Genomic DNA, 11,856 nt, shown 5'->3' with positions numbered 1-11,856 from the left:
CTTTGCCAATGCTCAAATCCCTTGCTCAGTCTGGTGAGGATAAGAGCATACAAACTATGGCAGTGCAAGAGTTAGCGCGAGGTTGGAAAGATGACCCAGATACTTTGCCAATGCTCAAATCCCTTGCTCAGTCTGGTGAGGATAAGAGCATACAAACTATGGCAGTGCAAGAGTTAGCGCGAGGTTGGAAAGATGACTCAGATACTTTACCAATACTCAAATCTCTTGTTCAGTTTAGTAATGATTGGGTAGTACAAAGTACAGTACTGCAAGAATTAGCACAGGGATGGAAAAATCAACTTAATATTTTATCTTTCGTCTTATCTTTCCTCAAAGAATCTGCTCAACTTGATAATTTCGACTATCTCAAACACGAAGTTATGGAAGAACTGATTAAGAGTTGGCAAACTAGTCCTATAATTTATGATTTTCTTTATGAGTGTGCTGTTGATGATTCCTTTGATTGGATATCTTTGGATTTCTCTAATATCAGAAATGTTCCTTCCCGGCAAATAGCACTTAAGGCAATCATTGAGCAATATCCTCAGTATCCCCAGACTTTACCACTGTTGCGCGATCGCACAGAGAATGACCCAGATGAGCAAGTGCGGCAATTTGCTCAGAAGAAGTTGGCACAATTAGAGAAGTAAAAGAGTTGCAAAAATATGAATAACACAGAAGTTCGTCAGCAAATCAACCAATATTTAGATGGATTATCTTCAGAACGCTTACAACTGGTTGCTGACTTTTTAGCATATCTAGCAGATAAGGAGAGTGAAGACGCTACCCAAGAGTTGCTTGATATCCCTGGATTTGCTGAATCCTTTGAAAGAGGTAAAAAAGATATTGCTGAAGGTCGGGTAAAAAGCTGGAGAACAATTCGGTCTGATGTATGACGTTGTGTTATCCGCTAAAGCCGAGGAGATTTATGCTACAGCAGACCACGCTTTAGCCAAAAAGGTTGCTAGGTGCTTTGAGAGGTTGTTTGAAAAGTGATTGGTTGTGATTTTAATTGAATTATTACCCCCCTTAATCCCCCCTTATAAAGGGGGGAAACCGGAAAATCTAGTTCCCTCCCCTTTACAAGGGGAGGGTTAGGGTGGGGTAAAAAAATATTTGATATATCAATCATGACTTTTCAAACATCCTCTGAGCAACTAGAACAAAATCCTCAGTTTCATCCTAATGTTAAACCTCTCAAAGGTGACTTCGCAGGTTATTATCGCTATCGCATTGGTGACTATCGAGTAATCTATCAAGTTGATGATGGAACAAATCAAGTTATGGTAACTACTATTGCTCATCGACGAGAAGCTTATGAATAAATATGAAATATACAATTGTGATTCAATGGTCAGAAGAAGACCAATGTTATGTGCTTTTGCTACCGGAGTTTACGCATATAATGCAGCCTTGCACTCACGGAGAGACTTACGAAGACGCTTTGAAAAATGCTCAGGAAGTTTTAGAAATGCTGATTGAATCATCTTTGGCTGAGAGTGAAACTCTAGCAGAGCCAAAAACACTAGTAAAGTCATTAAAAGTAACGTTGTAAATCAGTAAAATTAAATAAAAATAGGTAATCTCATGACTACATCTGTAAATACTATCAAAGTCTACGACGAAATTATAGAGTTTATTGCTGCTGGAACCACTCCCCAAAGTGTTATCGACTTCAAACTCTCAGATGCAGCCAAAGACCGTTTAGAGGATCTCGTTTACCGCGCAAAAACTGAAGGTCTTACAGGAAGCGATAAGCGAGAGTTAGATCATTTCCTCACGCTAGAGCATATTATGCTACTAGCAAAAGCAAAAGCTCGTCAGTATATCAGCGCGGAGTAAGTATTCAAAGTGTCTCGTCCATATATTAATGTAGAACTGCGCCGTTTAGTTGCATCTCGCGCCGAGCATATTTGCGAGTACTGTCTCGTCTCTGAAGTAGATAGATCATCGGGTTGTCAAGTTAACCATATAATCGACATCAAACACGGCGGCACTACAACAGCAGATAATCTCTGCTATGCCTGTATTTTCTGTAACCTACAAAAAGGGACGGATTTAGGGTCAATTAATTGGCAAACTGGCGAACTGGTGCGATTTTTTAACCCCCGCAGAGACTTTTGGGGTGAGCATTTTCGACTAGATGAGGCTGTGATTCAGCATCAAACAGACATCGGTGAAGTGACCGCACGCATTCTAGATTTTAACAGCGATGAAAGGCTTCTAGAACGAGAAGCTTTGATTGCATCTGGTCAGTATCCCTCAGCATCGGCGCTAAAACAGATAAATAAATAGGTTATGATGTGCGATCGCATCCACCAATGGGAATTCTATACTTAGCAACTATTGCTACTTCACCATTAGAACTCCCAAGGTAAATATATAATGTCCTATCAAAATATTGCAGCCACCCTTTCGCCACAAGATATCCAAGAAATTAAAGCCGCGCTACAGACTGTCCAAAAAAAGCTGCCCTTTCTGATTACTCTCAGCACTGAAGAACGGCGTAAGTTAGTAAAAATGGGCGATAAAAGTCTAGCCTTTGTGAACAATAGCATTACTGCTGCTCAGTCTAACCGCGAAATTCTTCCAGCCACTTTTGACGTTGAGGAACTAGTTCAGGATTATCAATTAGCGGCTGCACTTACCGAACTTTTAATCTCCATGCAGCAACTCACCCAACAGGTAGATGATACCCTAATGGCTGTCGGTAGTGAAGCGATGACTAGCAGTTTGACTGTTTATGATTACGTGAAGACTGCATCAAAAAAGACTCCAGGCTTAAAAACCGTCGCTGAACAGTTGGGCGAACGCTTTAAGGCTATTGGTAAAGGTAAATCTGCAAAAACTCCCGTCTCTTGATAAATTAATACTCTTCGGCGAGCCTGATATCATTTCAAAAATCTTTGTAATATAGCGCTTCTCGCTTGTATGCAATACACTTTGACCTCTCTCCAAACCTCTCTCCTAAAAGGAGAGAGGCTTTGAATGTTACTCCCCAACGCTAGTAGGGAAGGGGTTGGGGGTTAGGTCTTTATTAGACTTAACACAAAAGCGCTATAAATAAATTCGCTGTAGGGGTGTACAAATGTACGCCCCTATTTTGTTCATCCACCTTTTATCTCCGTCAACGAGTATTTGAACTGGATGAATCCACCTTTTATCTCCGTCAACGAGTATTTAAACTGGATGAATCCACCTTTTATCTCCGTCAACGAGCATTTGAACTGGATGAATCCACCTTTTATCTCCGTCAACGAGTATTTGAACTGGATGAATCCACCTTTTATCTCCGTCGACGAGTATTTGAACTGGATGAATCCACCTCTGAACTCCGTTGACGAGTATTTGAACCGGATGAATCCACTTCTACAGGTTTCTTGAGTAGGGGCACTATGAGAATATTTACCTATTCTGCTGTTCTAAGATTTTGCGATCGCTATTCCCAGACATCTATATAATAAGAAAACAGTCACGATGAGCGATAACTATATTTTGAAACGTATACATATATACAGACAGCAAATCCTAAAAGAAAATAAAGAAACCTGTTGTTTGCCTATCCAAATAATAAGATACTAATAGTAATAGGATATACAGAATATTGATTTGTAGCCTTATCAAATTCATGCTTGAGTGCATCTGAGTACAGCTTGATATATTGCAAAATATCTTGACGAAATCTTAGCAAAGGCTTACGGGTAAAGTTTCTTGTAGCGAGAACAGAAATTCTTAACCCCTGCCCCAAAAATACTAGTACCCCCATCGTTAAATACTAGCGCCCCTACCCCCAGATAGATTTTAACTTTATGTTAAGTCGGGGTTTTGGTATTTGAGTACAACCTTAATCAATCCAATAAATCCAATCAGCATTGGGTTTTCTATCGAGTTGGAAGTCACCTGATATAAGCATAAAAATAGCAGATGACTTTTTCTACCAGATAGACATTACCGATGCAACAGTCTTTAGACAGTATTAGCGATGTCTACGACGGGCTGCGCCTACGCCAGACCACCAAAACGCAGGATTCTGCCCATACATCCATGCTGAAAAATCTCCTCTCTGGCGTTTTTTTTGAGCCATTATTGAGTGATTTTCGCATTATTTTTGAGCGCGATCCAGCAGCACGTAATTGGCTAGAAGTGGTGTTTTGCTACCCTGGATTGCACGCGCTATGTTTGCATCGTCTTGCTCACTGGTTACATGGTCGAGGAGTCGGTTTTATCCCCCGCTTAATTTCTCATTTGGGGCGATTTTTGACCGGAATTGAAATTCACCCAGGTGCAGAGATTGGTCAGGGTGTGTTTATCGACCACGGAATGGGTGTTGTCATTGGCGAAACTGCGATCGTCGGCGACTATACATTAATTTATCAGGACGTCACCCTTGGCGGAACTGGTAAAGAAATCGGTAAGCGTCATCCCACAGTCGGCAAAAATGCAGTAATTGGGGCGGGTGCGAAAGTTTTAGGTAATTTGCAAATTGGCGATCGCGTCCGTATTGGTGCTGGTTCCATTGTCTTGCAGAATATCCCCAACGACTGCACAGTTGTGGGAGTTCCCGGCAGAATTATTTCTCGGAACGAAAGCGCCAGCCTTTCTCCTTTAGAACATAGAAAGCTACCCGATGTGGAAGCAACCGTGATTCGTTCTTTGCTCTCGCGCATTGAACAACTCGAAAAACAACTGCAAACTTTAGGCGTTAAGAGTCATTAGTCATTGGGCATGGGGCATTGGGCACTTGTACTGAGCGAAGTCGAAGTATTGAGCATTAGCAAAGGACAAAGGACAAATGACAAATCACACTTTAGGCGATCAAGTTTTGCAGATTCCTTTGAGCGATCGCTGGCGAATCTATCACCGATTGCAAGAGTTAAAAATTAAGAGCTACTGTCCCCCTGATGGTTCTTTACGAGTGCAAGTGGACAATTTGCTCGAAGTAATTCTAATTCGCAGTACAGTTATGCAATTTCTTGCTTCTCGTCACGAATTATTAGAGTGGCTAGAGCGTTGCTGGCATTACAGTGATGAGTCATGATTATTTAAAAAAGGTAAGGATTCAGAGACGATTAATCTTGAATTCATGACGCAAGTACTGGACTTTATCCTTTTTGTTCATAGATGCACAAAGCTCAAATAGGTTTAGAGTTTGAAGCTACTGTCCGCTAGCAGAATTTGTTGCAGACTGAGATGGATTAGACGGGGTTTAGATTTTATTTCTTCTAGTGAATTTGAAATTTCCCTGACATATAGCAACAATTAGAAAGGCGAAATTCCTAAATATAAATTGGAGTTTCTGATTTTTAATCTTTTCTCAAATGAAGAAATTGAAAGTTCAATCAATTATGGCGACTCGGAACAGAGATATAAAACTCCTCAATTTTTTGCACAATGAACTTGAACTTTCAAATGCTGATATTGCTGTAGCTCTGCGACACCGTGAATTAGACAATGGCCCACTACCGATGCTCCTCTGGCAGTATGGTTTCGTTGACTTGGAGCAGCTAGGAAAAATTTTTGATTGGCTAGCAGACCACAGTTAGCTAGTTTGTACCCCTTAGCGTTGAGTACCATTACCTGCCTAAATTACACCAAAATGTACTAGAAAAGATGAGGTTACGAAGATGATTACATCCTTAATTGCTGGATTCTGTGTATTACTTTGTTCGGGATTTGCTAATAGTTATATTAGCTCATTGCTACTCGAAGACATTTCAACTGACATCGGTGAAAACGATTAGTAATTTATACATTATTTTAGTTCCCTGCCATACAGATGTGATGCTAATAATGGGGCAATAATTAAGGATCATGTATCCTACATTATGAATTGTGATATTTTTAGCATTTACCATCACGAGGGATTGTAGAGGGAAAGGATATTAAGAATACTTCCAAGAGAGGGATATTTGCAATGAATCAAATCATAATTAATGACACTACATTACGTGATGGCGAACAAGCCGCAGGTGTTGCCTTTACTCTACAAGAAAAAGTAGCGATCGCTAAGTTTCTCGATGCCATTGGTATACCGGAATTAGAAGTTGGTATACCGGCAATGGGTGACGAAGAAACACGTGCGATCGCCGCAATCTCTAACTTAGGTTTACAAGCAAAACTCTTGGGCTGGAACCGTGCTGTCATCTCAGATATCAAGGCTTCCATCGCCTGTGGTTTGAACCGGGTGCATATTGCCATTCCCGTCTCTGGTATCCAAATTGCCACTAAATTTCATGGTCAGTGGCGAGTAAGTTTACAAAAACTCAAAGACTCAATCAACTTCGCTCTCGATCAAGGCCTTTGGGTAGCAGTTGGCGGAGAAGATTCTTCCAGGGCTGATGAAAACTTCCTCTTAGATGTAGCACTTTATGCCCAAGAATGGGGTGCATCCCGCTTCCGCTTCTGCGACACTGTAGGAGTTCTCGACCCCTTCACCACCTACACCAAAGTCCAACGGCTGGTTTCCGCGTTGACGATTCCCCTAGAAATCCACACGCATAATGATTTTGGTCTGGCAACTGCCAACGCCCTTGCAGGTATTAAGGCTGGAGCATCATCAGTGAATACCACAGTCAATGGATTAGGTGAAAGGGCAGGAAATGCAGCATTAGAAGAAGTTGTCATGGCAATCAAACGCATCTACAACGTTGATTTGGGAATTGACACTCCCAGTTTGCTGGAACTGTCTCAACTAGTTGCAGCCGCATCAGGAGCCGATGTACCACCCTGGAAAGCGATCGTTGGCGAAAATACTTTTGCTCACGAATCTGGCATCCATGCTCATGCGGTATTGCAAAACCCCATTACCTACGAACCATTTGCACCCGAAGAAGTAGGTTGGGAACGGCGTTTAGTAGTAGGTAAACATTCTGGACGGCATTTGGTTGCTAACTTACTAGAACAGCATGGAATTTTCTTGAACTCCCAAGAAACCCAATCTGTTTTAGATGCAGTGCGTCATCAATCGGTACAGAAAAAACGCAGTTTGACGACAGAAGAATTATTGAATTTGGTCAGAGAACAGAGGTACTCTCATGCAACGCGATGAATTAGAACTAAACTTGCCACCTGCTTTTGAAATTGGTGAAAAAGTCAGAGTTCGTAAACTGCTAAAAAACGATGGTACCTTTCCTGGTAAGGAAGTTGGGCAAGTTTTAGTGAACAAAGGAGATATCGGCTACATAGCAAGTATAGGGACATATTTGCAGACTTCCTATATTTATGCTGTGCATTTCTTGGAAACAGGATTCGTCGTTGGCTGTATGAAAAAAGAACTAGAATCTGTTGAGGAATCTCATGAAAGTAATGCTACGGATGAATGATGCCGGTACTTTAGTAGTTTACGTTGCTAAAAAAGACCTGGAAGAAGAAGTCGTCAAACAAACCGATGGAAATGATGGCAAGATTCTCACCCTAGCAAATGGTTGGGAATTGGAATTTCGTGATTTGCCAGATGCAGCAAATTTACCCCAAACAGTAGAAGCTAAACGCCTAGCTTAAAAATAGTTAGGAGTTAAGAGTTATGAGTTATAAATTTTAACTCTTAACTCCTCACTCCTAACTCCTCGCTTTTAACTCCCCACTCCTAACTTTTTATCAATCATGGGTAACAAGTATTTGACGTTATCAGAATTGAACCTTGAAGGACAGTTACTAGGCTTTGTTGGTGGTGAACCAGGAAAATATAAATACTTGCAATTGGCAGTTCCATCTGGAAATTTGGAAATAAAACTGCCTAAAGAGTTGCGCCGTTCTCTAAGTTCATCCTTAGTTCCCGGTCAGCAAATTCGCATTTGTGGTCATAGTAAGGTAGATTCGCGCACAAGTAAAATAAAAATTAAAGCCTATCGAGTCACACCAATTGATGCGTGTCCAAAGCAAGATTTACCACCTCAACCCAAAGCGAGGATTATGGTATGTCAAAAGGGCGGTTGCCTCAAACGTGGTGGTAAAGGTTTATTATCAGAATTAGAAAAAACTTTGAGCGATCGCGGTTTGTTAGACAAAGTTAACATTGAACATACTAGTTGCCAAAAATGCTGTGGCAGCGCTCCCAACTGTGTTTTACAGCTTGGTAACAAGAAATACAAGAATATTCATCCTGATGCGATCGCATCTTTGCTAGAAGGTCACTTAACTCCAGAGCAATAAACTTCTCTAGCTATTCTTAAAATAATACACAACTTTGTAGGGGTAAAATTTTTACCCCTATTTGTTGTAAGTAGCGTCTGTATAGCACTCTTGTCAAACTGCGATCGGCTAAGTTATAACTGCTGCAACGCTAGCTAGCAATATTAAATACAAACATAACTTATAAAACTTTTGTGTAGCCTTGTTCAAGCACGACTACAAGCTTAGTGTGTATAACTTTTTTGGAATTACCTTAAATACTTAAAAATAAATGTCTTTGTTTACCAATTTACTCAACCTGCATCCAGGAAACAAACCGCGTGAAGATTTTTTTACTGAGATTGTTGCTTATTTTTTGTCCCTAAATAATGATATTTTACTTGCTTGGCTAAGACATCACTCAATTATCGGTGATGATAATTATTCCAACATCAAGATTTCAACTCAACAAGAACATCAAGCACTGGCGAGTCATCCTGAAGACAGTAGACTTGATATTGTGATTGAATTTTCAACTAGTTTAAGTACAGATATAATATTTATTGAATCAAAAATTGGATCTACAGAAGGATGGCGGCAATTAGAAAAATATGCTGATATTTTGAGTAAATTACCAAATATTAGACATCAAATTCTAATTTATATCACCCGTGATTATGACCCAAAAGATGAAAGAAAACAATATTGCTTTAATTTATCACCCAAGATAAATTTTTTTCAACTGAGATGGTATCAGTTTTATAGCTTCTTGAAAGAACACGCATCTGATATCTTAGCTCAAGAAATATTAATTTTTATGAGGAATAACAGAATGTCTCATACTAATCAATTTTCATCAGTTGACTTATTGACAATGGTGAATTTTAACAAAACTCTCAATCTCATGGAATCAACTCTCAGTGATGAAATACAGCACGAATTCAGGGTAGCTTTTGGAGGTGTTATCAAAGGTGCAGCAAGTAGGACTCAATGGAAATGGGACGAGAGATATATTATCTACACCCACTTTTCTCCCTCCACATGGGACTTATGGTGTGGTCTTGGATACTTCGGTTTAAATCCAAGTAATTTAACTGATTATCCATATTTAGGTATATTTTTGCAGGTTTCTTCTAAGTTTGGACAACGCCCAAAAATTATTGAATCTATGCAAAAAATAATTAACGATAAACCCAATCTATGGACTCCTAGTAATTTAAAAGTTTTGCCAGCATGGTCAGGTATATTTTATCGAAAAAGCTTACAAGACTTTTTATCTGAAGAAAACCACGTATCTGCTATTAAATTATTTTTCCAAGAGTCAATAAAGGAATTAAAAATGGTTCAAGAACAATATTTTGATTTTCCTTGGAAGGGTGTAAGTATAGAAACAGTTACAGAAACTGATAAAGAAGAAGACTTAGACACTTCACCATCTTCCATCGCAGAAGTTTAATCAGCTATAGCTATATTAAGATAAAAGCAACTCTGCATTTTCGTAGTTGTTATGAGCCTTACCACTGCTAAACGCTTTACTATAGCTGAATATCACCGTCTAGCTGAACTCGGCTTCTTTGAGGAGAATGACCGAGTTGAGCTAATTAAGGGTGAAATAATCCAGATGGCAGCAAAAGGTACACCGCACTCTGTTTGTGAAACACGCCTAGAACGAGAATTATATAAACTAGTAGGCGATCGCGCAACCCTGCGAGGACAACAGCCAATTACTTTGTCTGACAACAGTGAGCCTGAACCAGATAGAGTAATTGCAAAAAATAGAGATGATGATTATCTAGCGAATCATCCCAGCCCATCTGATATTTTATTCTTAATTGAAATTGCTGATTCATCCTTAAAATATCACCAAGATGAAAAGCTACTTATTTATGCAGAAGCAAATATCTCTGATTATTGGATATTTAATTTAGTAGATAATTATCTGGAGTGCGACAGCGAACCTTATCAAATGCAAGTTAAATTTGGTTATCGTCGCAAGTTAATTTATCTGCCAAATGAATCAGTTAAGCTGCCCTGTTTTATTGATTTAGTTTTGGATTTATCTAAGGTATTCCCAGTTAATTTATAAAAGGCTATGTCTAACGACAAGCTACTGTGTGTCTATCGTCCACCTCAATTATAGGGTATATCTTCTATCTGCTGGAGACTTCCCAAGGATTAATAATAGAAATACCACACCGTTGAAAGTCAGAGAAATTGCGTGTTGCTATAGTTGCTGCATGAGTGTAACAAATAGCTGCAATCTGAGCATCAGCTTGGGAAATAGGAGTCCCATTGTGTCTTCTTTGAGACGCAATATTAGCAAAAGCTACAGCAGCAGCTTGATCAAAAGGAAGAACACGCCCAGCAAAATCTTCTGAGAACATCAGTTGTGCTGCTTGACTAAGTTCTTCTCGTCTTTTTCCCACAGGGAGTAAGGCGATACCATAGAGAATTTCTGCTTGTGTAATTGTTGTGGTAAACAGATTTATTAACGATTGTTGAGCAGCTCAACTACGAACTAGTTCAGACTTTTTAGGCTTCATTAATTCTGACAAAACGTTTGTATCAAGAATAATCATTCTTCAAATGTTGATACGGTGCGAATAGGTTCTCTAGGAATTTACGGTAATTCAAAGTCCCCCAAATTCGCAAAACGTTCCTCAAGTATATTAGCTAAGTTTAAGCGATGGTCGTGATTTTCTGTTAGAGCCATACGAAGAATTTCTCTGGCTTCTTCTTCAAGGGAACGACCATGTTTTTCGGCTCGTTTTTGTAGTCGATATTTGATGTCATCATCAAGATTAGATATAGTGATATTGTTCATAATCAATTGATAGCATTTTTCTGTCAAGCTTATTATAGGTAATAGATTTACCACCTCAGAATAACTTGCAGAACAAGCAAGCATTCGTGCTGAACAGGAACGACAGCAGTGAGAATTAGCAGAACAACTCTTACAGCGTTACCGGGAACGCTTTGGTGAATTGCCCGAATAGATAACTCACTAAATTCAGTCTTCTTGTTTTGTTTGCCGCTCTTTATCTAAAATTATATTTGCCCAAGCTTCAAGACTGCGATCGTCTTCGGGTAAAACTGGCATCAGCCCATCAAGTTTTGTCTTTAATTGCTCAATATTCAAAGATAATAAATCTCTGACAAGAGGAATGATTGCCTTGTTGCGAGAGGTTGCTTTTATTGTTGATAAGCCTGTATCTGATGCAAAATTCCGAATATCTTGCAGAGTTGGTAAGAGAGTTTTGTTTATCAGGCTATAATAAAGTTTGACAAGCAATGCTGATTTCTCAGGATCTGTTTTCTCTAGCTCCTTTAAGAATAACGGATAAGAGACACTTGCAGGTAAACTGTCTTTTGCTGACTGACTCTCTTTTTTTTGAGATGTTTTAGCTTTTTTAGTTAATGATGAGCGAGGTCTTTTCAACCTTTGATTACTTGCTGTTGGCTTTATTTGCTGAGTTATGCCTGTTGAACTTATTGTGTTCCTACTTGAGAGAACCGAAACTAAGTGTTCTATAAATTTTGGCGAGGACAGAAGTTCAGCAAGACTCTTAGAAAACTCTGGACTGTGCTTTTTGAGCAGTTTAGGAATTTCTATTAATAGTTCAAATTCTGGTTGATCCGTCACAGACTAATCCTCTTAGCAAATTCTTCTGCAAAGTTCATAAAACGCGCTTTTTGAACTGTACGAGCATATGAAGTGTTAATAATAGGCTTACCCTCCCTTGCACC

The 11,856-nt window shown here is 39.4% G+C and carries 19 protein-coding genes and 1 pseudogene; 17 read left to right on the top strand and 3 right to left on the bottom strand.

The annotated features are described in order from the left end of the window. The 17 genes from V7L12_RS28435 to V7L12_RS28355 form a co-directional block, all read left to right on the top strand. On the top strand, positions 1 to 650 hold a 650-nt coding region (locus V7L12_RS28435; RefSeq protein ID WP_335089473.1), incomplete at its 5' end, for a HEAT repeat domain-containing protein. A 15-nt stretch (positions 651 to 665) separates the two neighbouring features. Continuing rightward, positions 666 to 896 carry a hypothetical protein gene (locus V7L12_RS28430; RefSeq protein ID WP_335089472.1) on the top strand — a complete coding sequence of 77 codons (231 nt, stop codon included), beginning with the start codon at positions 666 to 668 and terminating at the stop codon, positions 894 to 896. A 234-nt stretch (positions 897 to 1,130) separates the two neighbouring features. Then, on the top strand, positions 1,131 to 1,325 hold the full coding sequence (locus V7L12_RS28425) for a type II toxin-antitoxin system RelE family toxin (protein WP_335089470.1): 195 nt from the start codon (positions 1,131 to 1,133) through the stop codon (positions 1,323 to 1,325). Between the two features lie 2 nt (positions 1,326 to 1,327). Beyond that, positions 1,328 to 1,555: a type II toxin-antitoxin system HicB family antitoxin gene (locus tag V7L12_RS28420; protein WP_335089468.1), complete on the top strand. Its 228-nt coding sequence runs from the start codon at positions 1,328 to 1,330 to the stop codon at positions 1,553 to 1,555. A 32-nt stretch (positions 1,556 to 1,587) separates the two neighbouring features. Next, the gene (locus V7L12_RS28415) at positions 1,588 to 1,842 is read left to right on the top strand and encodes a hypothetical protein (RefSeq protein ID WP_335089466.1); all 255 of its coding nucleotides are present in this window, start codon (positions 1,588 to 1,590) and stop codon (positions 1,840 to 1,842) included. A gap of 9 nt (positions 1,843 to 1,851) precedes the next feature. Then, positions 1,852 to 2,295 (top strand): HNH endonuclease, encoded by a 444-nt coding sequence (locus V7L12_RS28410; RefSeq protein ID WP_335089464.1) that lies wholly within the window; start codon positions 1,852 to 1,854, stop codon positions 2,293 to 2,295. A gap of 90 nt (positions 2,296 to 2,385) precedes the next feature. After that, complete coding sequence (locus V7L12_RS28405; RefSeq protein ID WP_335089462.1) at positions 2,386 to 2,862, top strand: hypothetical protein; 477 nt, start codon at positions 2,386 to 2,388, stop codon at positions 2,860 to 2,862. A gap of 285 nt (positions 2,863 to 3,147) precedes the next feature. After that, positions 3,148 to 3,384, top strand: a complete 237-nt coding sequence (locus V7L12_RS28400) for a hypothetical protein (protein ID WP_335089460.1) — start codon at positions 3,148 to 3,150, stop codon at positions 3,382 to 3,384. Positions 3,385 to 3,954: 570 nt separating this feature from the next. Beyond that, positions 3,955 to 4,716 carry a serine O-acetyltransferase gene (cysE, locus tag V7L12_RS28395; RefSeq protein WP_335089458.1) on the top strand — a complete coding sequence of 254 codons (762 nt, stop codon included), beginning with the start codon at positions 3,955 to 3,957 and terminating at the stop codon, positions 4,714 to 4,716. Between the two features lie 76 nt (positions 4,717 to 4,792). After that, positions 4,793 to 5,038 carry an Asr1405/Asl0597 family protein gene (locus V7L12_RS28390; protein ID WP_334932650.1) on the top strand — a complete coding sequence of 82 codons (246 nt, stop codon included), beginning with the start codon at positions 4,793 to 4,795 and terminating at the stop codon, positions 5,036 to 5,038. 307 nt (positions 5,039 to 5,345) lie between these two features. Beyond that, positions 5,346 to 5,543, top strand: a complete 198-nt coding sequence (locus tag V7L12_RS28385; RefSeq protein ID WP_292778738.1) for a DUF2949 domain-containing protein — start codon at positions 5,346 to 5,348, stop codon at positions 5,541 to 5,543. A gap of 371 nt (positions 5,544 to 5,914) precedes the next feature. Further along, a complete protein-coding gene (nifV, locus tag V7L12_RS28380) occupies positions 5,915 to 7,048 on the top strand; it encodes a homocitrate synthase (protein WP_334824803.1) in 1,134 nt (377 codons plus the stop codon). Beyond that, positions 7,035 to 7,322 (top strand): nitrogen fixation protein NifZ, encoded by a 288-nt coding sequence (locus V7L12_RS28375; RefSeq protein ID WP_094349913.1) that lies wholly within the window; start codon positions 7,035 to 7,037, stop codon positions 7,320 to 7,322. Before nifV ends, V7L12_RS28375 begins: the two co-directional genes overlap by 14 nt. Then, entirely contained in the window at positions 7,297 to 7,500 is a 204-nt protein-coding gene (nifT, locus tag V7L12_RS28370) for a putative nitrogen fixation protein NifT (RefSeq protein WP_094327371.1), read from the top strand. Before V7L12_RS28375 ends, nifT begins: the two co-directional genes overlap by 26 nt. A gap of 102 nt (positions 7,501 to 7,602) precedes the next feature. Beyond that, positions 7,603 to 8,151 (top strand): (2Fe-2S) ferredoxin domain-containing protein, encoded by a 549-nt coding sequence (locus V7L12_RS28365; protein WP_334824806.1) that lies wholly within the window; start codon positions 7,603 to 7,605, stop codon positions 8,149 to 8,151. A gap of 250 nt (positions 8,152 to 8,401) precedes the next feature. Beyond that, positions 8,402 to 9,565: a PD-(D/E)XK nuclease family protein gene (locus tag V7L12_RS28360; RefSeq protein ID WP_335089456.1), complete on the top strand. Its 1,164-nt coding sequence runs from the start codon at positions 8,402 to 8,404 to the stop codon at positions 9,563 to 9,565. Between the two features lie 51 nt (positions 9,566 to 9,616). Continuing rightward, entirely contained in the window at positions 9,617 to 10,195 is a 579-nt protein-coding gene (locus V7L12_RS28355; RefSeq protein WP_335089454.1) for a Uma2 family endonuclease, read from the top strand. 64 nt (positions 10,196 to 10,259) lie between these two features. On the opposite strand, the pseudogene V7L12_RS28350 reads toward V7L12_RS28355, so the two are convergent. From V7L12_RS28350 to V7L12_RS28340, 3 genes and pseudogenes are all read right to left on the bottom strand, one after another. Next, positions 10,260 to 10,688: pseudogene (locus V7L12_RS28350) on the bottom strand (type II toxin-antitoxin system VapC family toxin). A 41-nt stretch (positions 10,689 to 10,729) separates the two neighbouring features. Next, the gene (locus V7L12_RS28345) at positions 10,730 to 10,933 is read right to left on the bottom strand and encodes a FitA-like ribbon-helix-helix domain-containing protein (RefSeq protein WP_335089452.1); all 204 of its coding nucleotides are present in this window, start codon (positions 10,931 to 10,933) and stop codon (positions 10,730 to 10,732) included. Between the two features lie 186 nt (positions 10,934 to 11,119). Further along, complete coding sequence (locus tag V7L12_RS28340) at positions 11,120 to 11,752, bottom strand: hypothetical protein (RefSeq protein WP_335089450.1); 633 nt, start codon at positions 11,750 to 11,752, stop codon at positions 11,120 to 11,122. Between the last annotated feature and the right edge of the window lie 104 nt (positions 11,753 to 11,856).

Source organism: Nostoc sp., assembly GCF_036918245.1.
GTDB lineage: Bacteria > Cyanobacteriota > Cyanobacteriia > Cyanobacteriales > Nostocaceae > Nostoc.
Note: the sequence above shows the minus strand (reverse complement) of the source record. Positions and strands in the feature narration are given on the sequence as shown.

Excerpts from the sequence above, each read along its gene's own strand:
- nifV (WP_334824803.1), top strand. The coding sequence starts at position 5,915 with ATGAATCAAATCATAATTAATGACACTACATTACGTGATGGCGAACAA.
- V7L12_RS28385 (WP_292778738.1), top strand. The coding sequence starts at position 5,346 with ATGGCGACTCGGAACAGAGATATAAAACTCCTCAATTTTTTGCACAAT.
- cysE (WP_335089458.1), top strand. The coding sequence starts at position 3,955 with ATGCAACAGTCTTTAGACAGTATTAGCGATGTCTACGACGGGCTGCGC.
- nifT (WP_094327371.1), top strand. The coding sequence starts at position 7,297 with ATGAAAGTAATGCTACGGATGAATGATGCCGGTACTTTAGTAGTTTAC.
- V7L12_RS28355 (WP_335089454.1), top strand. The coding sequence starts at position 9,617 with ATGAGCCTTACCACTGCTAAACGCTTTACTATAGCTGAATATCACCGT.
- V7L12_RS28415 (WP_335089466.1), top strand. The coding sequence starts at position 1,588 with ATGACTACATCTGTAAATACTATCAAAGTCTACGACGAAATTATAGAG.
- V7L12_RS28430 (WP_335089472.1), top strand. The coding sequence starts at position 666 with ATGAATAACACAGAAGTTCGTCAGCAAATCAACCAATATTTAGATGGA.
- V7L12_RS28400 (WP_335089460.1), top strand. The coding sequence starts at position 3,148 with ATGAATCCACCTTTTATCTCCGTCAACGAGTATTTAAACTGGATGAAT.
- V7L12_RS28405 (WP_335089462.1), top strand. The coding sequence starts at position 2,386 with ATGTCCTATCAAAATATTGCAGCCACCCTTTCGCCACAAGATATCCAA.
- V7L12_RS28420 (WP_335089468.1), top strand. The coding sequence starts at position 1,328 with ATGAAATATACAATTGTGATTCAATGGTCAGAAGAAGACCAATGTTAT.
- V7L12_RS28375 (WP_094349913.1), top strand. The coding sequence starts at position 7,035 with ATGCAACGCGATGAATTAGAACTAAACTTGCCACCTGCTTTTGAAATT.
- V7L12_RS28365 (WP_334824806.1), top strand. The coding sequence starts at position 7,603 with ATGGGTAACAAGTATTTGACGTTATCAGAATTGAACCTTGAAGGACAG.
- V7L12_RS28345 (WP_335089452.1), bottom strand. The coding sequence starts at position 10,933 with ATGAACAATATCACTATATCTAATCTTGATGATGACATCAAATATCGA.
- V7L12_RS28390 (WP_334932650.1), top strand. The coding sequence starts at position 4,793 with ATGACAAATCACACTTTAGGCGATCAAGTTTTGCAGATTCCTTTGAGC.
- V7L12_RS28360 (WP_335089456.1), top strand. The coding sequence starts at position 8,402 with ATGTCTTTGTTTACCAATTTACTCAACCTGCATCCAGGAAACAAACCG.
- V7L12_RS28425 (WP_335089470.1), top strand. The coding sequence starts at position 1,131 with ATGACTTTTCAAACATCCTCTGAGCAACTAGAACAAAATCCTCAGTTT.